The 25,091-nt window shown below is 68.9% G+C and carries 21 protein-coding genes; 18 read left to right on the plus strand and 3 right to left on the minus strand.

Annotated elements, in window-relative coordinates:
- Positions 1-77 precede the first annotated feature (77 nt).
- Positions 78-1,616 (plus strand): COG1361 family protein, encoded by a 1,539-nt coding sequence (locus QSK32_RS30625; RefSeq protein ID WP_157410782.1) that lies wholly within the window; start codon positions 78-80, stop codon positions 1,614-1,616.
- A gap of 156 nt (positions 1,617-1,772) precedes the next feature.
- Here QSK32_RS30625 and QSK32_RS30630 read toward each other — a convergent pair whose 3' ends face one another.
- The 3 genes from QSK32_RS30630 to QSK32_RS30640 all read right to left on the minus strand — a co-directional run bounded on the left by QSK32_RS30630 (position 1,773) and on the right by QSK32_RS30640 (position 6,695).
- Positions 1,773-2,726 (minus strand): aldo/keto reductase, encoded by a 954-nt coding sequence (locus tag QSK32_RS30630; protein ID WP_285473861.1) that lies wholly within the window; start codon positions 2,724-2,726, stop codon positions 1,773-1,775.
- A 142-nt stretch (positions 2,727-2,868) separates the two neighbouring features.
- Positions 2,869-3,681 carry an SWIM zinc finger family protein gene (locus tag QSK32_RS30635; protein ID WP_285473862.1) on the minus strand — a complete coding sequence of 271 codons (813 nt, stop codon included), beginning with the start codon at positions 3,679-3,681 and terminating at the stop codon, positions 2,869-2,871.
- Entirely contained in the window at positions 3,681-6,695 is a 3,015-nt protein-coding gene (locus QSK32_RS30640) for a DEAD/DEAH box helicase (RefSeq protein WP_285473863.1), read from the minus strand. The genes QSK32_RS30635 and QSK32_RS30640 overlap by 1 nt, the downstream gene beginning before the upstream one ends.
- Before the next feature lie 103 nt (positions 6,696-6,798).
- Here QSK32_RS30640 and mqnC point away from each other — a divergent pair, with 103 nt between their 5' ends.
- The 17 genes from mqnC (at position 6,799) to QSK32_RS30725 (ending at position 25,089) form a co-directional block, all read left to right on the plus strand.
- Positions 6,799-8,040, plus strand: coding sequence for a cyclic dehypoxanthinyl futalosine synthase (mqnC, locus tag QSK32_RS30645; RefSeq protein WP_045740641.1), 1,242 nt, complete (start codon positions 6,799-6,801; stop codon positions 8,038-8,040).
- A 296-nt stretch (positions 8,041-8,336) separates the two neighbouring features.
- A complete protein-coding gene (locus QSK32_RS30650; RefSeq protein WP_045740484.1) occupies positions 8,337-9,032 on the plus strand; it encodes a demethylmenaquinone methyltransferase in 696 nt (231 codons plus the stop codon).
- A gap of 49 nt (positions 9,033-9,081) precedes the next feature.
- Positions 9,082-9,351 carry a hypothetical protein gene (locus QSK32_RS30655; RefSeq protein WP_045740485.1) on the plus strand — a complete coding sequence of 90 codons (270 nt, stop codon included), beginning with the start codon at positions 9,082-9,084 and terminating at the stop codon, positions 9,349-9,351.
- Positions 9,352-9,469: 118 nt separating this feature from the next.
- The gene (locus QSK32_RS30660; protein WP_045740642.1) at positions 9,470-10,762 is read left to right on the plus strand and encodes a geranylgeranyl reductase family protein; all 1,293 of its coding nucleotides are present in this window, start codon (positions 9,470-9,472) and stop codon (positions 10,760-10,762) included.
- Positions 10,763-10,843: 81 nt separating this feature from the next.
- On the plus strand, positions 10,844-11,209 hold the full coding sequence (locus tag QSK32_RS30665; protein ID WP_157410783.1) for an NADH-quinone oxidoreductase subunit A: 366 nt from the start codon (positions 10,844-10,846) through the stop codon (positions 11,207-11,209).
- A 5-nt stretch (positions 11,210-11,214) separates the two neighbouring features.
- Entirely contained in the window at positions 11,215-11,886 is a 672-nt protein-coding gene (locus QSK32_RS30670) for a NuoB/complex I 20 kDa subunit family protein (RefSeq protein WP_045740486.1), read from the plus strand.
- Complete coding sequence (locus tag QSK32_RS30675; protein ID WP_285473864.1) at positions 11,883-12,602, plus strand: NADH-quinone oxidoreductase subunit C; 720 nt, start codon at positions 11,883-11,885, stop codon at positions 12,600-12,602. The genes QSK32_RS30670 and QSK32_RS30675 overlap by 4 nt, the downstream gene beginning before the upstream one ends.
- Positions 12,599-13,924: an NADH-quinone oxidoreductase subunit D gene (locus QSK32_RS30680; protein ID WP_045740488.1), complete on the plus strand. Its 1,326-nt coding sequence runs from the start codon at positions 12,599-12,601 to the stop codon at positions 13,922-13,924. The genes QSK32_RS30675 and QSK32_RS30680 overlap by 4 nt, the downstream gene beginning before the upstream one ends.
- Positions 13,924-14,841 carry an NADH-quinone oxidoreductase subunit NuoE gene (gene nuoE / locus QSK32_RS30685; RefSeq protein WP_285473865.1) on the plus strand — a complete coding sequence of 306 codons (918 nt, stop codon included), beginning with the start codon at positions 13,924-13,926 and terminating at the stop codon, positions 14,839-14,841. Before QSK32_RS30680 ends, nuoE begins: the two co-directional genes overlap by 1 nt.
- The gene (gene nuoF, locus QSK32_RS30690; protein ID WP_045740490.1) at positions 14,838-16,154 is read left to right on the plus strand and encodes an NADH-quinone oxidoreductase subunit NuoF; all 1,317 of its coding nucleotides are present in this window, start codon (positions 14,838-14,840) and stop codon (positions 16,152-16,154) included. Before nuoE ends, nuoF begins: the two co-directional genes overlap by 4 nt.
- Entirely contained in the window at positions 16,154-18,643 is a 2,490-nt protein-coding gene (locus QSK32_RS30695; protein WP_285473866.1) for an NADH-quinone oxidoreductase subunit G, read from the plus strand. The genes nuoF and QSK32_RS30695 overlap by 1 nt, the downstream gene beginning before the upstream one ends.
- Positions 18,643-20,016, plus strand: a complete 1,374-nt coding sequence (gene nuoH / locus QSK32_RS30700; RefSeq protein ID WP_045740492.1) for an NADH-quinone oxidoreductase subunit NuoH — start codon at positions 18,643-18,645, stop codon at positions 20,014-20,016. The genes QSK32_RS30695 and nuoH overlap by 1 nt, the downstream gene beginning before the upstream one ends.
- Position 20,017: 1 nt before the next feature.
- Complete coding sequence (gene nuoI / locus QSK32_RS30705) at positions 20,018-20,578, plus strand: NADH-quinone oxidoreductase subunit NuoI (RefSeq protein WP_045740493.1); 561 nt, start codon at positions 20,018-20,020, stop codon at positions 20,576-20,578.
- Positions 20,575-21,318 (plus strand): NADH-quinone oxidoreductase subunit J, encoded by a 744-nt coding sequence (locus tag QSK32_RS30710; protein ID WP_045740494.1) that lies wholly within the window; start codon positions 20,575-20,577, stop codon positions 21,316-21,318. Before nuoI ends, QSK32_RS30710 begins: the two co-directional genes overlap by 4 nt.
- Positions 21,315-21,614 (plus strand): NADH-quinone oxidoreductase subunit NuoK, encoded by a 300-nt coding sequence (gene nuoK / locus QSK32_RS30715; RefSeq protein WP_045740495.1) that lies wholly within the window; start codon positions 21,315-21,317, stop codon positions 21,612-21,614. Before QSK32_RS30710 ends, nuoK begins: the two co-directional genes overlap by 4 nt.
- 11 nt (positions 21,615-21,625) lie before the next feature.
- Positions 21,626-23,557 (plus strand): NADH-quinone oxidoreductase subunit L, encoded by a 1,932-nt coding sequence (gene nuoL, locus QSK32_RS30720; RefSeq protein WP_083448801.1) that lies wholly within the window; start codon positions 21,626-21,628, stop codon positions 23,555-23,557.
- Entirely contained in the window at positions 23,554-25,089 is a 1,536-nt protein-coding gene (locus QSK32_RS30725) for an NADH-quinone oxidoreductase subunit M (protein WP_285473867.1), read from the plus strand. Before nuoL ends, QSK32_RS30725 begins: the two co-directional genes overlap by 4 nt.
- Positions 25,090-25,091 lie beyond the last annotated feature (2 nt).

Here is a 25,091-nt window from a genome sequence, read left to right on the forward strand (position 1 = left end):
CTTCCTGTGAGAGAGCTTAATATCCTCGGACTTACCGGTCGTCAATACGCGACCGTATCGTCCGAAAAACGGGGATCATGCGACTGCGCGCTCTGTTCAGCCGTCTCGCTCTGCCTGTCGTGGCATCCGGTCTGGCCGTCACCGGCCTGACCCTGCCCGCGCAGGCAGAGGAACCGTCCGAGCTGGAACTTCCCTACGCCGCCCTGCTCACGCCGGAAACGGTCACCGTGATCAACGGGCAGTCCAAGACCGTCAAGGTCGAGGTGTACAACGTCAGCTCGGTGGCCGCGAAGAACGTCGTCGTGACGTTCGGCGCCGCGGGCAAACCGGTGGACGCGGACCTCGGGTTCACGCCGCCGGAGGGCTGCTCGGCCACCTCCTGCACGATCGACAACCTGAAGGTGAACGGCCGCCGCACCCTCAGCTTCACGCTGAAGCCGTCCGGCGCCGAGGGCGCTCCGGTGGCCGCGTTGCCGATCGCGGTCTCGGTCGGTGGCAACCTGACCGACGAGGTCGAGATGGGTGTCGTGCGGACCGCCAAGGGCGGCGTGGACATCGAGGTCGACGCGATCAAGGACATCACCCTCGGACGCGGTAGGACCGCCGACGTTCCGGTGATCGTCCGCAACACCGGTGACAAGCCGGTCAAGGCCCTCGGCCTGGTCGTCTACTCGGTGGAGGGTGTGGAACCGGTCCTCAAGTACCGCAACTGCATGCGGGACGAGGAGTTCGGCGCGTACGTCTGTGTCGTCAACGAGCCGCTGGAGGCGGGCGGCGTCTTCACCCTGCCGTCGGCGACGCCGCTGAGGGTCGCGGTCGGCAAGGACACCCCGGGACCGTTCGAGTACCCGGTGTACGTCGCCGCGGTCGGTCTCACCGACGAGTTCGTCTTCGACTTCGCGAAGGACACCGCGAACGCGGCCGGTGCGGAGCTGAAGCTGGAGGCGGCCGCCTCGTCCTTCGATGACCTGGACGATCTTCCGGCCGACGTCGAGGACCTGAACCCGGACGACAACACGGCCTTCTTCGCGGTGTCGGTGCCGAAGTCGTCGGCGGACAGCGCGGCGATCGGCGGCGTCTTCGCGGGCGCGCCGGGCGAGAGCCGGAAGGTCAAGGTGGGCGTGGTCAACAACGGGCCGACCGCGACCCTGCCACTGTCCATGGACATGCTGCAGTACGTGCGGGTCACGGTGCCGGACGGGGTGGACCTGACGGCTGTCGACGAGCGGTGCCTGCCGGGTACGTCACCGGAGAACATCGACGTGGACGTGGACCTGACGACCGGCGTGATCGAGGCGCGGGACTTCGTCTGCCTGGTCCTGGATTCGCTCACCCCGGACAAGAAGGTGCTGTTCACCTTCGAGGGCGACCTGAACGAGGAGGGCACCACCGCGGGCTTCGTCAAGGTCAACGGTGGTCCGCAGGACTCGAAGCACGGCAACGACAAGGCCGCGCTGACCGTGAAGCTGAACGCGGGCGGCAGCGGCGGCGGTGGCCTCCCGGTCACCGGTGCGAACGCCGGCGCGGTCGCCGGCGGTGGCGCGCTGCTGCTGGTGGCGGGCTTCCTCGCGTACCGGATGGCACGCCGCCGCAAATTCGTCACAGTGGCCGAATAACAAACGAACACAGAGAGTGCCCGGCAGCTCTGCTGCCGGGCACTCTCTGTGCAGGGATCACGTCCGCTGATCTTGGGACGCCACGCTCTTCGGCGTCCCAAGATCAGCTCCCGGGCGTGATCCCCGCCGAGCGAAGCGAGGTAAAGCCAGCACAGCTCAGCTCAGGATCTGATCGAGTGCGGCCAGGTCGGCCACGGTGAGCTGCCACGAACCGGCCGCTGCGTTGGCCTGGACCTGCTCGGCTGTGGTCGCCCCGGCGATCACGCTGGTCACCGCCGGGCGGGCGGCCAGCCCGGCGATCGCCACGTCGAGCAGGCTGTGCCCGCGGTCCCGGCCGAACGCGGTGAGCGCCTCGATGGTGTCCCAGTCGGCGCCGTCGAGCCAGCGCTGGTAGCGGTCCAGCGAGAGCCGGGTACCGGCCGCCGGGCGTTCGCCCCGGCGGTACTTTCCGGTGAGCAGCCCGGAGTCGAGCGGGGAGAACGGCACCAGGCCCAGGCCGAACTGCTCGCAGGCCGGCACCACCTCGGTCTCCGCCCCGCGCTGCAGCAGGCTGTACTGGTTCTGCGCGCTGACGAAACGGGTGAGGCTGCCGGTGCGGGCGGTCCAGTCGGCGTCGGCGATCTGCCAGCCGGAGAAGTTCGAGTTGCCGAGGTACCGCACCTTGCCGGAGCGGACCAGGTCGTCGAGGGCGGCGAGCGTCTCCTCGATCGGGGTGGCCGGGTCGGGCTCGTGCATCTGGTAGAGGTCGATGTGATCGGTCTCCAGGCGGCGCAGCGACGCCTCGACCGCCCGCACGATGTACCTCCGGGAGCCGCGGGCGCCGAAGTCCCGCCCGTTCAGGCCCTCCATGTCCATGCCGAACTTGGTGGCCAGCACGACCTCGTCCCGGCGGCCCTTCAGGGCGTGACCGAGCAGTGCTTCGGAGCTGCCGTGCGGGGTGCCGTAGATGTCGGCGGTGTCGAACAGTGTGATGCCGGCGTCGAATGCGGCGTCGACCACCTCCCGGGTGCCGTCCTCGTCGAGTTTGCGGCCGAAGTTGTTGCAGCCGATCCCGACCACCGACACCACCAGGCCGGAGTCGCCCAGGCGGCGGTAGCTCATCTCACTCATGTGCCGACCCTATGCCGGGCCGGCCGGGCATCCGCCGCCGAATCCGAATATCACTCGATGCGATATGAGGGGCACTCTCCGGAGGAATCTTCGGGTACGCTCACTCACCGCCGCGTCCATCGTGGACTCGCCCACGATCGGTTCACGATGGACGCGGCCCACCGAGTTCGCGATAGGCCGACCGCAACGCGTCGACCAGCGGGATGTGCCGGACCCGGATCGGCGGCGGCTCCAGTGCCCGCAGCAGCAGTTCCGGCGGCGTCGATCCGCGGGCCGGGCGTTCCCGCAGCCGGCCCAGGCTGATCCCGGGGGCGTAGAAGTCGGCCAGCCGGGCGTCCAGCGGCTGCTCCTCGACGGCCAGCGGATCCGGTGTCTCGTCCGGCTCGGCGGTGCCGCGCAGGATGTCGAGCAGTTCCGCACGGTCGCGCCCGCGCCAGGCCAACACCAGGAACGGGTCGTCGTCGAACGCCTCGGCCAGCACGTACAACGCGGCCGACCCGTGTTTGCACGGCACGCCCCAGTCCGGGCAGGAACAGTCGATGTCCAGCCGTGCGGGGAACAGCGGCAGGCCAAGGTCGGCGCAGAGTTCGACGATCTCCCGGGGCATCTCGCCGGCCAGCAGCGCCGCGCGGTACAACGCCCGGGCTGCCAGCGCCTCGGTCAGCTCGTCCCACTGCCCGTCGTCGTACGCGGTGACCCGGATCGTCACCCGGTACGGCTGGGGGCGCGACCCCTGCACCCGGGCGGTCACCTCGCCCGGCCGCAGCGCGAAGTCCATCACCTGGCCCTTGCGGGCGTACGCCCGTCCGCGGCTCAGCCGTCCCGGGTCGCAGATCTCCTCGAGCACGTCGACGAACCGCCGTGACCACCACTGCTCGCCGATCTTGCCGCGCTTGGAACGGACCGCGAGACCGCCGTCCACCTCGATCGGGCGCCCGTATTCGTGGAAGGCCATCAGCGCACCGCCGCCGGGTCGAGGGAGAACAGTTCGCGCAGTTGGTCGGTGTTCAGGTCGGTGATCCAGTCCTCGCCGGTGCCGACCACCGACGAGGCGAGCGCCTTCTTCCGCTCGATCATCTGGTCGATCTTCTCCTCCAGCGTGCCGGTGCAGATGAATTTGCGGACCTGCACGTTGCGGGACTGCCCGATCCGGAACGCCCGGTCGGTCGCCTGGTCCTCGACCGCCGGGTTCCACCAGCGGTCGAAGTGCACCACGTGGTTGGCCGCGGTCAGGTTGAGGCCGGTGCCGGCCGCCTTGAGCGAGAGCAGGAACAGCATCGGTTCGTCGTCGTTCTGGAAGCGTTCGACCAGGGCGTCGCGGCGGTCCTTGCTCAGGCCGCCGTGCAGCCAGAGCACCGGCCGGTCGGTGTGCGCGGCGAGGTAGGGCTGCAGCAGCGAGCCCCACTCGGCGTACTGGGTGAAGATCAGCGCCTTGTCCCCGTCGTCGATGATCTCGTCGGCCAGCTCCTCCAGCCGGGCCAGCTTGCCGGACCGCCCGGGCAGCCGGGAACCGTCCTTGAGCAGGTGTGCCGGGTGGTTGCAGGCCTGTTTGAGCTTCATCATCGCGGCCAGCACGGTGCCGCGCCGCTGGATGCCCTCGGTGCTCTCGATCTCGGCCATCATGTCCTCGACCACGGCCTGATAGAGGGTGGCCTGCTCGGGGGTGAGCGAGCACCACACCTTCATCTCGTTCTTCTCCGGCAGGTCCGAGATGATGCTCTTGTCGGTCTTGAGACGGCGCAGCACGAACGGACCGGTCGCCCGCTTGAGCGCCGCGGTCGCGTCGGCATCCTGGTTGACCTCGATCGGCTCCTGGAACCGCCGCCGGAACCGCTTCGCCGGACCGAGCAGCCCGGGATTGCAGAAATCCATGATGGACCAGAGTTCGGCCAGGTGGTTCTCCACCGGAGTGCCGGTCAGGGCCAGACGCGTGCCGGCCGGGATGGCGCGGACCGCCTGGGACTGCCGGGTGCCGCTGTTCTTGATCGCCTGCGCCTCGTCGCAGACCAGCCGGCTCCAGGTGACCGTCCGGAGCGCGGCGAGGTCACGCAGCGCCGTGCCGTAGGTGGTCAGCACCAGGTCGGCCTCGGCCACCGCAGCGTCGAACTCACTCCCGCGCAGCCGGGTGCCGCCGTGATGCACGTAGACGCGCAGTTCCGGCGCGAACCGGGCGGCCTCCTTCTGCCAGTTGCTGACCAGCGACATCGGGCAGACCAGCAGCGTCCGGCGTCCCCCGGCGCGCTCGGTGAGCAGCAGCGACAGTGTCTGCGCGGTCTTGCCCAGGCCCATGTCGTCGGCGAGGATCCCGCCCAGTCCCAGCCTGCTCAGGAAGGAGAGCCAGGACAGACCCCTCTCCTGGTACGGCCGGAGCACGCCCTGGAATCCGTCGGGGGTGGGCATCGGGGTGAGCCGCTCCGCGGCCTGCCCGGAGATCAGATCACCGAGCGCGCCGTCCGCGTCCACCTCGACGAGCGGCAGGTCCTCGTCACCGCCGTCGACGACCTGTTGCAGCACCTCGGCGGCGGTCAGTTCGCCCTCGCGGCGCCGGCTGACCGCTTTCAGCGCCGCCTTGAGCTGACGGTCGTCCAACTCCACCCACTGGCCCCGGACCCGGACCAGTGGCACCTTGAGCCGGGCCAGTTCGGCCAGTTCCTCGGCGTTCACCACGCCGTCGCCGATCACCAGGTCGAGCCGGAACTCGACGAGCTGCTGCAGGCCGAAACCGGATTCGGCGGCCGCCCGCGACGACGAGGTCTTCGTCTTGGTCCGGGTGGTGAGCTTCAGCCCGACACCCTTGCGCCCGGCCCAGGACGGCAGTTGCACCCCGAAACCGGCGGCCTGCAGCAGCGGCGCGACCTGCCGCAAGAAGTCGTACGCCTCGCCGGTCGTCAGCGTCATCCCGTCGGGGCGCTGTTCCAGCAGGGCGGTGTGCAGCACCGGGAACAGCCGGTTGGCGCGGCCCAGACCGGCCAGCAGAACCTCGTCGGCGCGCCGGGGCAGGCCGGGGAAGCCCTCGCCGGCCCAGAGGTCGGCGGCGGGCAGGTAGAGACTCGGGTCGTCGGCGGACTGCAGGGCGAACTCGAGGAGCCAGTCGTCCTCGCCCGGCTCCGGCTCGATCAGCCGGAAACTGACCCGGATCGGGCCGTTGGCCTCGTTCGCCGAGCGCATCCAGCCGTCCAGGGCCTGGCGCAGCTCGCGGACCTCGGGCTCGGACGCGCCGGGCAGGGCCGGGTCCTCGGCGGTCAGCGCGGACACCCAGCGGTCGTTGAGCCGGCCTTTCGGCCCGGGGCGGGGACCGGCCAGCAGCCGTTCCGGCAGGAGACTCCGGGCCGCACCGTCGAGCAGCGCGTCCAGGGCGTCGCGGGTGGTCCGTCCGGCCGGGTGGCCCTCGGCGGAGTCCACCGCCCGGGTCACCGGCGGCATGCCGGTCGCGAAGTCCCGGAAGGTCACCGCGTCCGCGCCGGTGAGCACCGGACGCCACCGCCCGGCCGGGATCCGGTCCTCGACGACCAGCTGGGGGAGCATCCGGCCGCGGCGGGCCAGGTCGTACGCGTATCCGGCGAGCAGGGTCAAATAGCGCAGCGAGGCGCCGGCGGTCCACGGGCCGTCCGGTTCGGGGTCGGCGAGCCGGGTGAGGGCGTCCATGGCGGCGGGTCCGGCCAGCGACAGCGACGGCACGGTCCAGTCGGTCAGCTTGATCGACCGGGTGGCCTGTTCGATTCCGGTCTCCGGCGACGGCTGGGGGCCACGGGACGTGCCGGGTACCCGTACCACCGAGGATCCTGCCGTGAAGCCGGCGGCGGCCGCACCCAGCGCGCCCACCAGCGCGGTCGCCTCCGCCGCGAACGGGTGCGGCCGGGTTCTGGCCCGGGAGGAAGTGGTCGGTGGTTGCGAGGAGTCCTCGGCCCAGAGAACCAGCCGGCCCGGACGTCCCGCGCCCGGCACCCAGCCGCCGTTGACGACGAACACGCGCACCCCCTCGTGAATTCGCGTCGACACTAACCGCGTGTCCACGTGTGACCGGTGACGCTCGCCGCTGACGTGTCCGTGGGGGTGGACGTACGCTTCGGTGGTGACCGCGAACCCGGAGATCGACAGCATCCTGCAGCGCGGCGCCGACGGCGGACGGATCACCGCCGAGGAGGCGCTGCTGCTCTACACGCAGGCACCGTTCCACGCGCTGGGCGAGGCAGCCGACGCGGTCCGCCGACGACGTCATCCGGACGGCATCGTCACGTACCTGATCGACCGGAACATCAACTACACCAACGTCTGCGTCACGGCGTGCAAGTTCTGTGCCTTCTTCCGGGCGCCCAAGCACAAAGAGGGCTGGGTTCACCCGACCGAGGAGATCCTGCGCCGGGCCGGCGAGGCGGTCGAGCTGAACGCGACCCAGGTGATGCTGCAGGGCGGGCACCACCCGGAGTTCGGGGTGGAGTACTACGAGGAGCTGTTCTCCTCGGTCAAGCAGGCCTACCCGCAGCTGGCGATCCACTCGATCGGGCCCAGCGAGATCCTGCACATGGCGAAGGTGTCCCAGGTCTCCATCGAGGAGGCGGTGATCCGGATCAAGGCGGCCGGGCTGGACTCGATCGCCGGCGCCGGCGCCGAGATGCTCCCCGAGCGCCCGCGCAAGGCCATCGCCCCGCTCAAGGAGAGCGGCGAGCGGTGGCTCGAGGTGATGGCGATCGCGCACCGCAACGGCCTCTCGTCGACCGCGACGATGATGATGGGTACGGGTGAGACGAACGCGGAGCGTATCGAGCACATCCGCATGATCCGTGATGTGCAGGACCTCGCGGTGGCGAACGGTTACCGGGACGACGCCGTGGAGCAGTCGCACGACGTCGGTGGTTTCCGGGCCTTCATCCCGTGGACGTACCAGCCGGAGAACAACCACCTGAAGGGCCGCACCCAGGCGACCACGATGGAGTACCTCCGGTTCATCGCGGTCTCCCGGCTGTTCTTCGACAACGTCGCGCACCTGCAGGCGTCCTGGCTGACCACCGGCAAGGACATCGGTCAGCTCGCGCTGCACATGGGCGTCGACGACCTGGGCTCGATCATGCTGGAGGAGAACGTGATCTCCTCGGCCGGCGCCCGGCACCGGTCGAACCTGCAGGAGCTGATCTCGATGATCCGCACCGCGGACCGGATCCCCGCCTGGCGTGACACGTGGTACCGCCACCTGGCCGTCCACCACACCGCGGCGGACGACCCGACGGACGACCGGGTCGTCTCGCACTTCTCGTCCATCGCGCTCCCCGGCGGCGGCGCGGGGCGGACCCGGCTACCTCTGGTCGAGGCGTCCTAGACCCCCGGTTGGGGGGTGTTGGTCGACCGTTCGGCCAGGTTCGGGTCAACGGATTGTTGAGGGTGGGTTGCTCCTTCGTAACGAGCCGGTCTGTTGGCTGTACCGAGCCGTTGGCGCTGGTTACGTTGCCTGCGTAAGGAAGTGGAAACACTCTCATGCGTCGCCAGCCGCTAATCGCGTCGGTGACGGGCAGTCGGACCCGACCGATGGCGGTCGTATATATAACGCACAAGGAACGGGCGGGATGGGCGACCATCCCGCCCGTTCTGTTATCCGGGCCTGGCATTCTTGCGGGCGTGACACGCGCAGATCTGGACAAGCAGCCGCACGAGGTCGCCGAGATGTTCGACGGCGTGGCGAAGCGCTACGACCTCACCAACACCGTTCTCTCCTTCGGTCAGGACCGCGGCTGGCGCCGGGCCACCCGTGCCGCGCTCGGCCTGCGGCCGGGGGAGCGGGTTCTGGACGTCGGCGCGGGCACCGGCGTCTCCACCGAGGAGCTGGGCCGTTCCGGGGCGTTCGCGGTCGGCGCCGACCTGTCGGTCGGGATGCTGCAGGCGGGCCGGCACACCCGCCCCGAGGTGCCGCTCCTGGCCGGTGACGCTCTGCGTCTGCCGTTCGCCGACGCGACCTTCGACGCGGTGACGATCTCCTTCGCTCTGCGTAATGTCGTGGACACGACGGCTGCGTTGCGTGAGCTCGGCCGCGTCACCCGGCCGGGTGGCCGTCTGGTGGTCTGCGAGTTCAGCCACCCGACGAACACGCCGTTCCGGACCGTCTATCTGCAATACCTGATGCGTTCGCTGCCGGCCGTCGCGCGCAGCGTCTCCAGCAATCCGGATGCGTACGTCTACCTGGCGGAATCCATCCGGGCCTGGCCGGACCAGCAGGGCCTGTCCTCGAAGATCATGGATTCCGGGCCGTGGGACCGGGTCGGCTGGCGCAACCTGACCGGGGGAATCGTCGCGCTGCATCGGGCCACTAGGGTATAAATCCGGCATTCGGCGTACGCGGTGTCGAACCTGTTGTTAGCTCGATGTCATGACGAAAATCGGGCAGATCTCCGACACCGGGTTCGACGCCGACATCGACATCGCGATCGACGACGACGAGGGTGAGCGCCACGCGACCGAGCTCACCACCCGCCTGCGGATGGTCGCGGCGCAGGATCCGACGCTGGCCCAGGACCTCGTCGAGGAGCTGATCGTGGCACTCGATCGGGCGATGGGGGGCACCATCCGGGACCACCTGGAAGGGCCCGCACTCGGCGTGGCGGAGAGGGTTTTGCGCGGCTGTGACCAGCCATCTTAGTGACGGAGAAACATTTAGGGGAACCTGAACGCAAAGATCGTCGATTGTCGGCCTACACTCCGATCGAGGCATGCTTGTGAACTAATTCACGAGCCTCGCGCGAGTGGGAGGTTGGACCGTGAGCGACCACGGCGGAGTTTCGATCATCGCCGACGAGGCGGATGTGATCGTGGTCGGAGCGGGCCCCGGCGGCTCGGCCGCGGCCTACCACCTCGCCCGGCACGGCGTGCGCGTTCTGCTTCTCGAGAAGACCGAGTTCCCGCGCGAGAAGGTGTGCGGTGACGGCCTCACGCCCCGCGCGGTGCGCCAGCTCATCCGGATGGGTGTCGACACCTCCGAGAAGGCCGGCTGGCTGCACAACCGTGGTCTGCGCGTGATCGGTGGCGGCGTCCGCCTCGAGCTGGACTGGCCCGATCTGGCCAGCTTCCCCAACTACGGCCTGGTCCGCACCAGGATGGACTTCGACGACATGCTGGCCCGCCGCGCGGTCGAGGCCGGTGCCCTGCTGCGCACCGGGATCACCGTGACCGGCCCGGTCCTCGACGCCGACGACCGGGTGATCGGCGTGCAGGCCAAGGGGCCGGACCGTGAGCCGGTCGAGTTCCGCGCGCCCCTGGTGATCGCCGCCGACGGCGTGTCCGGCAAGTTCCCGCTCGCCCTCGGCCTGGCCAAACGCGACGACCGTCCACTCGGCGTGGCGGTCCGGCGCTACTACCGCTCGACGGTCCGCGCCGAGGACCCGTACATGGAGTCCTGGCTGGAGCTGCGCAGCGCGCAGGACCCGGAGCGTCTCCTTCCGGGTTACGGCTGGATCTTCGCCCTGGGCGACGGCCGGGTGAACGTCGGCCTCGGCATCCTGAACTCGTCCGACGCGTTCGGCAAGACCAACTACCGCAACCTGCTGACCGACTGGCTGGCCGGCACGCCGGACGACTGGGGCCTGAACGACGAGGCGAACGCGGAGGGCCCGACGCTGGGGGCCGCGCTGCCGATGGGCTTCAACCGGGTGCCGCACTACACCCGTGGTGTGCTGCTGGTCGGCGACTCCGGTGGCATGGTCAACCCGATGAACGGCGAGGGCATCGCGTACGCGATGGAGTCCGGCGAGCTGGCCGCCGAGGTGGCGGTGCAGGCGCTGGCCCGGCCCGAGGGGCCCGAGCGGGAGCGTGCGCTGCACGCCTACCCGGCGGAGCTCAAGCAGCGCTTCGGTGGTTACTACCGGATCGGCGGGGTCTTCGTGAAGTTGATCGGCAACCCGCAGATCATGCGGATGGCCACGAAGTACGGCCTGCCGCAGCCGCTGCTCATGAAGTTCGTCCTCAAACTCCTGGCCAACCTGACCGACCCCCGGGACGGCGACGCCATGGATCGCATCATCAACAGCCTCGTCCGAGTGGCCCCCTCGGTATAGCGACAAAACGGGCACCCCGAGCAAAGGACTGCAAAAGCGTAGAAACTAGTGTGAAACGACTAACGTCGTACGGGAGTGAACATGACGATCAACCCTTATGTCCCGATCGTCGGGTTGCTGATCCTCGGCGCGCTCTTCGCGTTGTTCTCGGTGTCGATCGCACCCGTCGTGGGTCCCAAGCGGTTCAACCGAGCCAAGCTGGACGCGTACGAGTGCGGCATCGAGCCCGCCCCCCAGCCGATCGGCGGGGGCCGGTTTCCGGTGAAGTTCTACCTGACCGCGATGCTCTTCATCATCTTCGACATCGAGACGATCTTCCTCTATCCGTGGGCCGTCCACTTCAGCGCGCTCGGCCTGTTCGGGTTCGTGGAGATGGTCCTCTTCATCGTCACCGTCTTCATCGCCTACGCGTACGTGTGGCGGCGCGGCGGCCTCAACTGGGACTGATAACCATGGGAATCGAAGAGAAGCTGCCGAGCGGCATCCTCCTCACCTCGGTGGAGAAGCTGTCCAACTGGGCCCGCAAGTCGTCGTTCTGGGGCGCCACCTTCGGCCTCGCCTGTTGCGCCATCGAGATGATGGCGGCCGGCGGCCCTCACTACGACCTGGGGCGCTGGGGGATGGAGGTGTTCCGGGCCTCACCCCGCCAGGCGGATCTGATGATCGTGGCGGGACGGGTCAGTCAGAAGATGGCCCCGGTCGTCCGGCAGATCTACGACCAGATGCCGGAACCCCGCTCGGTGATCTCGATGGGGGTCTGCGCCTCGTCCGGCGGCATGTTCAACAACTACGCGATCGTCCAGGGCGTCGACCACATCGTCCCGGTCGACGTCTATCTGCCGGGCTGTCCACCTCGACCCGAGATGCTCATCGACGCGATCCTCAAGATGCGCGAGAAGGTGATGGCGCAACCACTCGGGCCCAACGGCCGCAAGATGCTGGAGGCCAGGGTCGCCGCGGGTGATGTTCCCGTCGTCGCGCCCGGAGCCATGCCCTCGTCCTACCGCGTCGACAAGGTGCGTCGTGCGGAATGGACACAGGCCGTCAAGGAGGGCCGTGAGGAGCAATTGCGGATCGAGAACTGGATGAAGTTGCAGCCACATTTGCGGGAGGGGGGCAGATGAGCATTCAATCCGGCACCGAGAGTGGCGTTCCCGTCACCGCATCGGCGGGTGCGAATATCGGCGCGCCCGCACAGGCACCACCCAGCCCCGAGAAGGGCATGTTCGGCGTCAAGGGCACCGGCGACGTCTCCGGTTTCGGTCGCCTCGTCCGCCCCCGACCTGCTGTTTTTGACAGCCCGCGGCCTTACGGCGGATATTTCGACGACGTCTATGACGCGTTGGAGGAAGCATATCCGGCCCTCTCCGAATCCATCGAGAAAGTGGTCGTGGATAGGGCGGAACTCACACTCCACCTCAGGCCCGAAACAATCACGGATGTCTGTCAGGTAATGCGCGACGACGAGTCGTTGCGGTTCGAGCTCTGCTCGTCGGTCGACGCGGTGGACTACCTGGGAACCGACGAGCGCAGATTCCACGTGTCCTATCAATTGACTTCGATGACGTACCGCCGGCGGGTGCGTCTCGAGGTGGCCGTCGCGGACGGCGTCGCGATCCCCAGCGTCACCGGCGTCTACCCCACGTCGGACTGGCAGGAGCGCGAGATCTACGACATGTTCGGCGTCGTCTTCGCCGGGCACCCCAATCTCACCCGGATCCTGATGCCGGACGACTGGGAGGGCCACCCCCAGCGCAAGGACTACCCACTCGGCGGCGTTCCCGTGGAATACAAGGGTGCCGAGATCCCGCCGCCCGACCAGCGGAGGGTCTACCAGTGACGACATCGGAATACGCCAGCACGCGCGAGACGACCGAGGGGCGGGTCTTCACCGTCACCGGCGGGGACTGGGACGACCTCACGGCGAGCGTCGACCCGCTGAGCAACGAGAAGATCGTCGTGAACATGGGGCCGCAGCACCCGTCCACCCACGGAGTGCTCCGGCTGGTCCTGGAACTCGAGGGCGAGACGGTCACCGAGGTCCGCCCGGTGATCGGTTACCTGCACACCGGCATCGAGAAGAACCTCGAATACCGCAACTGGACGCAGGGCGTCACCTTCGTGACCCGGATGGACTACCTCTCCAACATGTTCAACGAGGTGGGCTACTGCCTCGCGGTGGAGAAGCTGCTCGGCATCACCGACCAGATCACCGACCGGGCCACCACGATCCGGGTCATGTTCATGGAGCTGCAGCGGATCGCCTCGCACCTGGTCTGGCTGGCCACCACCGGCATGGAGCTCGGCGCGATCTCGATGATGCTGTACGGCTTCCGCGAGCGCGAGTACATCCTCGACATCTTCGAGGAGACCTCCGGCCTGCGGATGAACAACGGCTACATCCGTCCCGGCGGCCTCTCGCAGGACGTGCCGGAGTCCGCGATCCGCAAGATCCGGGACTTCCTCGCGTACATGCCGAAGAAGCTCAAGGAATACGAGGCGATGCTCTCCGGCCAGATCATCTGGCAGCAGCGCACTCAGGGCGTCGCCGTCCTGGACGTCACCGGTTGTCTGTCGCTGGGCATCACCGGCCCGGTGCTGCGCTCGGCCGGCCTGCCCTGGGACCTGCGCAAGACGATGCCGTACTGCGGTTACGAGAACTACGAGTTCGACGTGCCGACGGCGACCACCGCCGACGTGTGGGGGCGGTACCTGGTCCGGATCGCCGAGATCCGCGAGTCGCTCAAGATCGTTGAGCAGGCACTCGACCGTCTCCAGCCGGGACCGATCTGGATCGCCGACAAGAAGATCGCCTGGCCGTCGCAGCTCGCGCTCGGCCTGGACGGACTCGGCAACTCCCTCGAACACGTCGCCAAGATCATGGGGCAGTCGATGGAGTCGCTCATCCACCACTTCAAGCTCGTGACCGAGGGCTTCCGAGTTCCGCCTGGTCAAGTCTATGTCGGGATCGAGCATCCGCGTGGCGAACTCGGCGTACACGCGGTCTCGGACGGCGGCACCCACCCGTACCGGGTGCACTACCGCGACCCGAGCTTCGTCAACCTTCAGGCCATCCCCGCGATGGCCGAGGGGGCGCTGCTCGCCGACGTGATCGCCGGCGGCGCCTCCCTGGACCCCGTGATGGGTGGGTGTGACCGCTGATGACGACGGTGGAATTCTCTCCGGCGGCCGCGCCGCTCGCCGAGCGGCTGCTCGAGCCGGCGACCGAGATCCTGGCCCGCTACCCGGCCGGCCGGGAACGCTCGGCCCTGCTCCCGCTGCTGCACCTGGTGCAGACCGAGGAGGGCTACGTCACCCCGGCCGGTGTGGCATTCTGCGCCGACATCCTGGGCGTCAACAAGGCCCAGGTCGGCGCGGTGGCGACCTTCTACACCATGTACAAGCGCAAGCCGACCGGCGAATACCTGGTCAGCGTCTGCACCAACACCCTGTGCAACGTGATGGGCGGCCAGGAGGTCTACGACGGCCTGGCCGAGCACCTCGGCATCGGCAACAACGAGACCACGGCCGACGGCCGGATCACGCTGGAACACGCCGAATGCCTGGCGGCCTGCGACTACGCCCCGGTGGTGACGGTCAACTACGACTTCACCGTCGACCAGGCCACGCCCGCCTCGGCGGTCGAACTGGTCGACAGCCTGACCCGAGGGGAACGTCCGGTGCCGGCCCGGGGCGCCCGGATCTGCTCGCTGCGCGACATGGCGTTCCAGCTGGCCGGCTTCGCCGATCCGCGGGAGGGCGCGGTCGGCGACGGGGTGGCCGGCGCTCCGACGCTGCGCGGCGTGACGCTGGCCCAGCAGCACGGCATCGCGGTGGCGGACTTCGACCCGGAGACCCCGATCACCAGGACCAAACCGGCCCGCGAGGGCGCGCCGGACGCGGTCGTCACGCCCGCGGAGAAGGCCGGTGTGGCCACCAACGAGCCGGCCGGCGACGGCAAACCGGCCGGTGACAGCACCCGCGGCGAACGGATCGTCAGCCAGCGCACCGCCGAGCACAAGCAGATCGTCCCCGGCGGCACCACTCCCGGTGGCAAGAAGAAGGAGGAGGAGAAATGACCCAGCCACGGCCGGAAGTCCTCCAGAAGCTCACCCCGGTCCTGACCAAGCGCTGGCTCTCGCCGGACGCCTGGCAGATCGGCGTCTACGAACGACTCGACGGTTACCAGGCGCTGCGCAAGGCACTGGACGTGCACCCGGACGACCTGATCCAACTGATCAAGGACTCCGGCCTGCGCGGCCGTGGTGGCGCGGGCTTCCCGACCGGCCTGAAGTGGGGCTTCATCCCGCAGGGCGACGGCAAGCCGCACTACCTGGTGATCAATGCGGACGAGGGCGAGCCGGGGACCTGCAAGGACCTGCCGCTGATGACGTACGACCCGCACTCGCTGGTGGAGGGCGCGATCATCGCCTCCTACGCGATCCGGGCGAGCCGGGCGTTCATCTACATCCGCGGTGAGGCGGTGCACGCCGCACGCCGGCTGCGCAACGCGGTCAAGGAGGCGTACGCGGCGGGCTACCTCGGCGAGAACATCCTCGGCACCGGGTTCGACCTGGAACTCGTCGTGCACAGCGGCGCCGGGGCGTACATCTGCGGCGAGGAGACCGCGCTGCTCGACTCGCTGGAGGGTTACCGCGGCCAGCCTCGGCTGCGCCCGCCCTTCCCGGCCATCGCCGGCCTGTACGCGAGCCCGACCGTGGTCAACAACGTCGGGACCATCGCCAGCGTGCCGTACATCGTGCTGGGCGGTGCGGACTGGTGGAAGAGCATGGGCACCGAGAAATCGGCCGGCCCGATGATCTACTCGCTCTCCGGCCGGGTCGTGAACCCGGGTCAATACGAATGCGGCCTCGGCATCACCCTGCGGGAACTGCTCGAACTGGCCGGTGGCATGCAACCGGGCCACCAGCTGAAATTCTGGACACCGGGCGGCTCGTCGACGCCGATGCTGACCGCCGAGCACATCGACACCGCGATGGACTTCGAGGGCGTCGCGGCGGCCGGATCGATCCTCGGCACCACGGCCATGCAGATCTTCTCGGACCAGGACTGCCCGGTCTACAACACGTGGCGGTGGCTGGAGTTCTACCACCACGAGTCGTGCGGCAAGTGCACCCCGTGCCGGGAGGGCAACTACTGGATGGTCCGCACCTACCGGCGGATCCTCGCCGGCCAGGGCACCTACGCCGACCTGGACACCCTGCAGGACACCGCGGACAACATCTTCGGGCGCGCGTTCTGCGGTCTCGGCGACGGCGCGGCCACCCCGGTGGTCTCCACGCTCAAGTGGTTCCGGCAGGACTACCTCGGCTACATCGAGGGCAGGACCGCCCCGCGGCTGTCCGAGAAGAGCCTGGTGGGGGCCCACTGATGACAGATGTAGCCAAGAAGGCCGACACCGTCACGCTCACCATCGACGGCGTCGAGGTGCAGGCCGCGAAGGGTGAGCTGGTCATCCGGGTCGCCGAGCGGATGGGCATCGCCATCCCGCGGTTCTGCGACCACCCGCTGCTCGCCCCGGCCGGCGCCTGCCGCCAGTGCCTCGTCGAGGTGGAGGGCCAGCGCAAACCGATCGCCTCCTGCACCCAGACGGTGGCCGAGGGCATGGTGGTCAAGACCCAGCGCAGTTCGGCGGTGGCCGAGAAGGCCCAGGCCGGCATCATGGAACTGCTGCTGATCAACCACCCGCTGGACTGCCCGACCTGCGACAAGGGCGGCGAGTGCCCGTTGCAGAACCAGGCGATGAGCAGCGGACGCGCCGAGTCCCGCTTCCAGGAGAAGAAGCGGGAATACGAGAAGCCGATCCACATCTCCAGCCAGGTGCTGCTGGACCGCGAACGCTGCGTGCTCTGCCAGCGCTGCACCCGGTTCTCCGAGGAGATCGCCGGCGACAAGTTCATCGACCTGATGGACCGTTCCTCCGGCGAGCAGATCAACGTCTACCGGGACGACTTCTTCGGCGGCGACGGCACCGGTGACGGCCAGGTCGGCGAGGGCGAGGGGGACGTCCCGTTCAACTCGTACTTCTCCGGCAACACCATCCAGATCTGCCCGGTGGGCGCGCTCACCGGCGAGCAGTACCGGTTCCGGGCCCGACCGTTCGACCTGGTCTCCACGCCGAGCGCCTGCGAGCACTGCGCGGCCGGCTGCTCGCAGCGCACCGACCACCGCCGCGGCAAGGTGCTGCGCCGGCTGGCCGGTGACGACCCGGCCGTCAACGAGGAGTGGAACTGCGACAAGGGCCGGTGGGGATTCCGGTACGCCACCGCCACCGACCGGATCATGACACCGCTGATCCGGGTGAAGGGCGAACTGCGCGAGGCGTCCTGGAGTGAGGCGCTGCTCGCGGCGGCCGAGGGCCTGCGGGCCGCACGGTCGCGCGGCGTGGGCGTGCTGCCCGGTGGGCGGCTCACCGTCGAGGACGCGTATGCGTACGCGAAGTTCACCCGGATCGTGCTCGGCTCCAACGACGTCGACTTCCGGTCCCGCCCGATCCGGGCCACCGGCTCGCCGCTGACCAGCACCGAGGAGGCCGACTTCCTGGCCGCCATGGTCGCCGGGTCGACCGGCGTGACGTACGACGACGTGGAGAACGCGCCGTCCACGGTGATCGTCGGACTGGAACCGGAGGAGGAGTGCCCGATCCTCTTCCTGCGACTGCGTAAGGGTCACCGTCGCGGGTCGCTCCGGGTCACGGCGCTCACGGCGTACGCATCGAGGGGCTGGGAGAAACTCGGCGCGAGTGTCGTCGCGGCCGTGCCCGGCAGTGAGGCCCGGCTCCTGAACACCGATCCGGCGGTCGCCGGCGCGCTGAGCACGCCCGGCGCCCTGCTGATCGTCGGTGAGCGCCTGGCCACCGTGCCGGGTGGTCTCTCCGCGGCGGCCGCGCTGGCCACCCGCACCGGCGCCCGGCTGGTGTGGGTGCCGCGCCGGGCCGGTGACCGCGGCGCGCTCGAGACCGGTTGCCTGCCCAACCTGCTGCCCGGTGGCCGTCCGGTGACCGACACCGCGGCCCGCGCCGAGTTGTCGCTGGCCTGGCGGCTCGACCCGGGTGTGCTGAGCGGTACGCCCGGCCGGGACACCGACGCGATCCTGACGGCGGCGGTGGACGGCACGCTCGGCGGCCTGCTGGTCGGCGGCGTGGACCCGGCGGACCTGTCCGATCCTGCGCTGGCCGAGGCCGCGCTGGACGCGGCGCCGTTCGTGGTCAGCCTGGAGATGCGGCAGAGCGCGGTGACCCGGCGGGCCGACGTGGTCCTGCCGGTGGCGCCGTCCGTCGAGAAGGCCGGCGCCTACATGGACTGGGAGGGGCGGCTGCGCTCCTTCGGCGCGGTCCTGAAGAGCACGGCGATGACCGACGGCCGGGTGCTGGAGGCCATCGCGGCGCTGCTCGACGTCACCCTGAACACCGGTGACGTGCAGGCGATCCGGCGGGAGCTGGGCGGCGTGCCGTCCGGTGGCGCGGGACGCCCGGCGCACCCCGAGGTGCATCCGGTCGAGGCGCCGGAACCGGGTGACCGGGAGGCGGTCCTCGCCACCTGGCACCAGCTGATCGATCTGGGTTCGCTGCTCGACGGCGACGAGATCCTGGGCGGTACCGCCCGCCCGCCGGTCGCCCGGATCGGCAAGGAGCTGGCCGAGGAGCTGGGCCTGAGCGACGGCGACCTGGTCACGGTGAGCACCGACCGGGGTGGCGTCACGCTGCCGGCCGCGATCGGCGACCTGCCGCCGCGGGTGGTCTGGCTGCCGACGAACTCGCCGGGCTCGACGGTCCGGCGCAGTCTCGGCGTCACCGCCGGGAGCGTGGTCCGCCTGACGGCCGGGGTTCCGGGTCCGATCCTCGCCGAGGGGGTGCTCTGATGACCGATGGTGTGATTCTGGCGGCGCATGCGGTCGATCCGTCGCTGGAGACGTTCGAGAACGACCTCTGGTGGATCTCGCTGATCAAGCTGCTCGGCCTGTTCGTGCTGCTTCTGCTCCTGACGCTGTTCACGATCAACTACGAGCGCAAGGTCGTGGCCCGGATGGCGGTCCGGCCGGGCCCCAACCAGGTCGGCCCCAAGGGCTGGTTGCAGAGCCTCACCGACGGCCTCAAGCTGCCGTTCAAGGAGGAGATCATCCCGAAGACCGCCGACAAGGTGGTCTACTTCATCGCTCCGGTGATCTCGGCGACCGTGGCGTTCACCGCGTTCGCCGTGATCCCGTTCGGCGGCGTGGTGAACATGTTCGGTCACCAGACCGCGCTGCAGCTCACCGACGTGCCGGTCTCGGTGCTGGTGCTGCTCGCCTGCTCGTCGATGGCGGTGTACGGCGTGGTGCTTGCCGGCTGGGCCAGCGGCTCGACGTATCCGCTGCTCGGTGGTCTGCGGTCGAGTGCGCAGATGATCTCGTACGAGGTCGCGATGGGTCTGTCCATCGTGGCGGTGTTCATGACCGCGGGCACGATGAGCACCTCGCAGATCGTCAAGGCGCAGGCGCACGGCGAGCCGGTGGAGATGTTCGGGGTGACGGTGACGACCCCCGGCTGGTACGCCGTGCAGCTCCTGCCGAGTTTCCTGATCTACCTGATCGCGGCGGTCGGCGAGACCAACCGGGCGCCGTTCGACCTGCCGGAGGCGGAGTCGGAGCTGGTCGGCGGCTTCCACACGGAGTACTCGTCGTTCAAGTTCGCGCTCTTCTTCCTGGCCGAGTACATCAACATGATCACCGTCTCGGCGTTCTGCACGACGCTGTTCCTGGGCGGCTGGCGGGCCCCGTGGCCGATCACCGCGGTCTGGGAGGGCGCCAACTCCGGGTACTGGGCGCTGCTCTGGTTCTTCGGCAAGGTGCTGATCCTGCTCTTCGGCTTCATCTGGCTGCGGGCCACGCTGCCCCGGATGCGCTACGACCAGTTCATGCGCTTCGGCTGGAAGGTGCTGATCCCGATCAACCTGATCTGGATCCTCGCCCTGGCCTTCATCAAGGTGGTCCGCAGCGGTGCCCTCTCCGACGAGGCCCGGTGGATCACGACCGGGGTCATCTCGGTGACCGTCCTGGCGTTGGCCTGGGGCTGGCCGGCCAAGAAGAAACCACGGCAGCTGTCGATCGAGGAGCAGCTGGCCCACCGTCCGCCGGGCAGTTTCCCGGTTCCCCCGATGGACCTCCAGGTCCCGCCGAGCCCACGTGCCCGCCGAGCCGTGGCCGAACGGGCCCCGGCGACCGTCGGCGGCGACTCCGAATCGAAGGAGGTGTGACGTGGGCACCGTGACCGGCTCCTTCAAGGGCTTCGGCGTGACCTTCGCGCACATGTTCCGCAAGGTGATCACGACCGACTATCCGTTCTCCCCACCCAAGCCGGCGCCGCGCTACCACGGGCGGCACATCCTGAACCGGCATCCGGACGGTCTGGAGAAGTGCATCGGCTGCGAGCTGTGCGCCTGGGCCTGCCCGGCCGACGCGATCTACGTCGAGGGTGGCGACAACACCGACGAGCAGCGGTTCTCGCCCGGTGAGCGGTACGCGAAGATCTACCAGATCAACTACGCCCGGTGCATCTTCTGCGGGCTCTGCATCGAGGCCTGCCCGACCCGCTCGCTCACCATGAGCAACGAGTACGAGCTGGCCCGGGACAACCGCCAGGATCTGATCTTCACGAAGAACGAGCTGCTGGCGCCGCTGCTGCCGGGCATGGAGCAGCCGCCCCACCCGATGCGCCTCGGTGAGACCGACAAGGACTACTACGTCGGTGCGCTCACCAACCCGGGCACCTCGATCGGCGCCGAACGGGCGCCCCTCGTCCAGGAGGGCCCGGAATGAGCGATGTGTCCACCGGTGAACAGGTCGCGTTCTGGATCCTCGGTTCGCTCGCGGTGATCGGGGCGCTCGGCATGGTGCTGGCCCGCAACGCGGTGCACTCCGCACTCTGGCTGGTCCTCACCATGCTCAATCTGGGCTTCCTCTATGTGATCAACGCGGCGCCGTTCCTCGGGTTCGTGCAGATCATCGTCTACACCGGCGCGATCATGATGCTTTTCCTGTTCGTGCTGATGCTCGTCGGCCGGGACGCCTCGGACTCGCTGATCGAGACGTTGCGCGGCCAGCGGCTCGCCGCGGTGGTGCTCGGCATCGCCTTCGCCGGGCTGGTCGCCACCGGTCTGGCCCGCTCGCTGGGCGGGGTACCGTCGGCCGGCCTGGACGCGGCGAACGCGAACGGCAACGTCCAGGGCCTGGCCTCGCTGCTGTTCACCCGGTACGTCTTCGCCTTCGAGGTGACCTCCGCGCTGCTCATCACGGCCGCCGTCGGCGCGATGATCCTGGCGCACGTGGAGCGGCCCCAGGAGGAGAAGCTCGATCAGGTCACGCTGATGCGCCGGCGGTTCCGCCCGGGCAACCACCCGGCGCCGAAGGCCGGCCCCGGCGTGTACGCCAACACCATGTCGGTGGCCGCGCCCGCCCGCCTACCGGACGGCAACGGCGCCGAGCGCAGCCTCTCGCCGATCCTGCCGGTACGCGAGCTGACGGCCTCCGAGGCGGCGCCGAAGGGAACCGAGAAGTGACTCCCTACTACTACCTGGTGCTGGCGGCCGTCCTGTTCACCATCGGCGCCGCCGGGGTGCTGGTCCGCCGCAACGCCATCGTGCTGTTCATGTGCATCGAGCTGATGCTCAACGCCGCGAACCTGTCGCTGGTCACCTTCAGCCGGATCAACGGCGGCCTGGACGGCCAGATCATTTCGTTCTTCGTGATGGTCGTCGCGGCCGCCGAGGTCGTGGTCGGCCTGGCCATCATCATGTCGATCTTCCGTACGCGGCGCTCGGCGAGCGTCGACGACGCCAACCTCCTCAAGTACTGAAGGGGCCTCCTGTGGAACAGACAGTGGAGTACGCCCCGGCGACGGGGGTGTTGAGCGGGATCTGGCTGCTGGTCGCGATTCCGCTGGCCAGCGCCGCGATCCTGCTGCTGCTCGGCAAGCGGGCCGACCGGTGGGGACACTGGCTCGGCGTGGTCGCGGTGGCGAGTTCGTTCGTCATCGGGCTGGTCTCCTTCTCGGCTCTGGCCGGCCTGGAGGACGGTGCGCGCTCGGCCGAGCTGAGTCTCTGGGACTTCATCGTGGTCGGCGGTCTGAACGTCGACTTCGGACTGCTCCTCGACCCGCTCTCCGGTGTTTTCGTCCTGCTGATCACGGGCGTCGGCTCGTTGATCCACCTGTACGCCGTCGGTTACATGGCGCACGACCCGGGGCGCCGGAAGTTCTTCGCCTACTTCAACCTCTTCGTCGCGGCGATGTTGCTGCTGGTGCTGGGCAACAACTACGTGATGCTGTACTTCGGCTGGGAGGGCGTCGGTCTGGCGTCGTACCTGCTGATCTCGTTCTGGTACACCAAGCCGTCGGCGGCCACCGCCGGTAAGAAGGCGTTCCTGATGAACCGGGTCGGCGACGCCGGCCTGGCCATCGGCATCTTCCTGATGTTCACCGAGTTGGGCAGCACGCAGTACGCCGACGTCTTCAACGGGGTCTCCTCGCTGGCCGCCGGCACGATCTTGGTCATGGGGCTGCTGCTCCTGCTCGGCGCATGCGGCAAGTCCGGCCAGTTCCCGCTGCAGGCGTGGCTGCCGGACGCGATGGAGGGCCCGACCCCGGTCTCCGCCCTGATCCACGCGGCGACCATGGTCACCGCCGGCGTCTACCTGGTGGCCCGGTCCAACCCGATCTTCTCGGCGAACACCACGCTGCAGCTGGTCGTGGTGAGTGTCGGCGCGCTGACCCTGCTGATCGGCTGTGTCATCGGCTCCGCCAAGGACGACATCAAGCGGATCCTCGCCTGGTCGACGGTGAGTCAGATCGGCTACATGTTCCTCGGTGTCGGGCTCGGTGGGGCGGCGTACGCGCTGGCCATCGTGCACCTGCTGGCGCACGGCTTCTTCAAGGCCAACATGTTCCTCGGCGCCGGCTCGGTCATGCACGGGATGCGCGACCAGGTCGACATCCGGCGGTTCGGTGCGCTGTCGAAGCACATGCGGATCACCTGGATCACGTTCGCCACCGGCTGGCTGGCGATCATCGGCATCCCGCCGCTGTCCGGCTTCTTCTCCAAGGAGCCGATCATCGCGGCCGCGTTCGAGCGCGAGGTGACCTGGGAGGCCTGGACGTTCGGGCTGGCCGCGCTGATCGGTGCCGGCCTGACCGCGTTCTACATGACCCGGCTCTTCGTGCTGACGTTCCACGGCCCGGCCCGCTGGACCGACGACATCGAGCATCCGCACGAGTCGCCGGCGATCATGACGATTCCGCTGATCCTGCTGGCGGCCGGCTCGATCGGTGCCGGCTGGCTGATGAGCACCTCGGTGCCGGACTGGCTCAACCCGGTCTTCGGCGAGACCGCCGAGGAGGCCGCGCACGGCGTGCTCTCGCACACCGTGATCACCATCCTGTCCCTGCTGGTGACGGTGCTCGGCGCGGGCCTGGCCTGGGCACTCTTCCGCAACGGCACGGCCACCGAGCCGCAGCCGGCCGGGGCGCTGGTCACCGCGGCACGGAAGAACCTGTACACCGACGCCTTCAACGAGGCGGTCTTCGAGAAGCCCGGCATCTACCTGACACGGGCACTGGTGTTCCTGGACAACCGTGGCATCGACGGAGTGGTCAACGGCCTGGCGGCCGCCGTCGGTGGTGGGTCCGGCAGGCTGCGCCGGCTCCAGACCGGATTCGTCCGCTCGTACGCGACGTCGATGCTCACCGGGGCCGTCCTGGTGGTCGGCGCCTTCCTCGCGATCCAGTTGGGGTGGCTCGCATGAGCGACTTTCCGTTCCTGAGCGTTCTGACGCTGCTGCCCTTGGTCGGGGCGCTGGCGGTGGCCTTCATCCCGCGGGCCAGAGCCGAACTGGCCAAGCTGGTGGCCCTCGGCTGGTCGCTGGTCGTGCTGGTGCTCAGCGTCTTCATGTGGGTCGCGTTCAGCATCGACGGCGACCGCTTCCAGTTCCACGAGTCGTACCCGTGGATCCCGGCGTGGGGTGTCAGCTTCACCTTCGCCGCGGACGGCATCGCGCTCGTCATGCTGATGCTGATCGCGATCCTGTTCCCGGTCGTCATCCTGGCGTCCTGGCACGACGTCGACCAGAGCACCCGGTCGGCACCGGCCTACTTCGCGCTGCTGCTGTCCTTCGAGTTCACGATGATCGGGGTCTTCGCCGCGGCGGACGTCTTCCTGTTCTACGTGTTCTTCGAGATCATGCTGATCCCGATGTACTTCATCATCGGATCGTTCGGCTCCGGCCAGAAGCAGTACGCCGCGGTGAAGTTCTTCCTCTACAGCCTGGTCGGCGGCCTGTTCATGCTGGCGTCGGTGATCGGTCTGTGGGTGGTCGGCGGTCACACCTTCGACTTCGCCGAGCTGGCCGGGGCCGCCGCGACGCTGGACACCGAGACGGCCCGCTGGCTGTTCCTCGGCTTCTTCGTCGCGTTCGCCATCAAGGCGCCGTTCTTCCCGTTCCACACCTGGCTGCCGGACTCCGGTGGCGCCGCTCCGGCGGGGGCCGCCGCGCTGCTCGTCGGCGTGATGGACAAGGTCGGCACCTTCGGCATCCTGCGGTACTGCCTCTCGCTCTTCCCGGAGGCGTCCCGCTGGTTCGCGCCGGCCGCGCTGGTGCTGGCGGTCATCGGCATCATCTACGCGGCCCTGCTCGCGATCGGCCAGAACGACCTGAAGCGCCTGGTGTCGTACACGTCGATCGCGCACTTCGGTTTCATCGGTATCGGTATCTTCGCCTTCACCACGCAGGCCGGTACCGGTGCGGTGCTCTACATGGTCAACCACGGGCTGGCCACCGGGCTGCTCTTCATCGTGGTCGGCATGCTCGTCGCGCGCCGGGGATCGTCGCTGGTCAGCGACTTCGGTGGGGCGGGCAGGCTGGTGCCGGTGCTGGCCGGGGTGCTGTTCTTCGCCGGCCTGGCCTCCCTCGCGCTGCCCGGGACCGCGCCGTTCGTCAGCGAGTTCCTGGTGCTGATCGGCACGTTCAGCACCCACAAGGGGTACGCCGTGGTGGCCACCCTGGGCATCGTCCTGGCCGCCGCGTACGTGCTGTGGATGATCCAGCGGACCACGCAGGGCACCCTCAACCCGGCGCTGACCGAGGTCCCGGCGATGAGCAAGGACCTCACGCTGCGCGAGAAGGCCGTGGTGGCCCCGCTGATCGCCCTGCTCCTGGTGCTCGGCTTCTATCCGAAACCGGTCACCGACGTGATCAACCCGGCGGTCCAGGCGACTCTGCAGGACGTCGGCACGACCGACCCGGTCCCGACCGTGGCAGATGGAAAGGCGGGTCGCTGACC

It is taken from the genome of Actinoplanes sp. NBRC 101535 (assembly GCF_030269225.1).
Taxonomy (GTDB): domain Bacteria; phylum Actinomycetota; class Actinomycetes; order Mycobacteriales; family Micromonosporaceae; genus Actinoplanes; species Actinoplanes rectilineatus.

Coding starts and splice junctions, on each gene's coding strand:
- QSK32_RS30625 (WP_157410782.1), top strand. CDS start 78: ATGCGACTGCGCGCTCTGTTCAGCCGTCTCGCTCTGCCTGTCGTGGCA.
- QSK32_RS30630 (WP_285473861.1), bottom strand. CDS start 2,726: ATGAGTGAGATGAGCTACCGCCGCCTGGGCGACTCCGGCCTGGTGGTG.
- QSK32_RS30635 (WP_285473862.1), bottom strand. CDS start 3,681: ATGGCCTTCCACGAATACGGGCGCCCGATCGAGGTGGACGGCGGTCTC.
- QSK32_RS30655 (WP_045740485.1), top strand. CDS start 9,082: ATGACGAAAATCGGGCAGATCTCCGACACCGGGTTCGACGCCGACATC.
- QSK32_RS30665 (WP_157410783.1), top strand. CDS start 10,844: ATGACGATCAACCCTTATGTCCCGATCGTCGGGTTGCTGATCCTCGGC.
- QSK32_RS30670 (WP_045740486.1), top strand. CDS start 11,215: ATGGGAATCGAAGAGAAGCTGCCGAGCGGCATCCTCCTCACCTCGGTG.
- QSK32_RS30675 (WP_285473864.1), top strand. CDS start 11,883: ATGAGCATTCAATCCGGCACCGAGAGTGGCGTTCCCGTCACCGCATCG.
- nuoE (WP_285473865.1), top strand. CDS start 13,924: ATGACGACGGTGGAATTCTCTCCGGCGGCCGCGCCGCTCGCCGAGCGG.
- nuoF (WP_045740490.1), top strand. CDS start 14,838: ATGACCCAGCCACGGCCGGAAGTCCTCCAGAAGCTCACCCCGGTCCTG.
- QSK32_RS30695 (WP_285473866.1), top strand. CDS start 16,154: ATGACAGATGTAGCCAAGAAGGCCGACACCGTCACGCTCACCATCGAC.
- nuoH (WP_045740492.1), top strand. CDS start 18,643: ATGACCGATGGTGTGATTCTGGCGGCGCATGCGGTCGATCCGTCGCTG.
- QSK32_RS30710 (WP_045740494.1), top strand. CDS start 20,575: ATGAGCGATGTGTCCACCGGTGAACAGGTCGCGTTCTGGATCCTCGGT.
- QSK32_RS30725 (WP_285473867.1), top strand. CDS start 23,554: ATGAGCGACTTTCCGTTCCTGAGCGTTCTGACGCTGCTGCCCTTGGTC.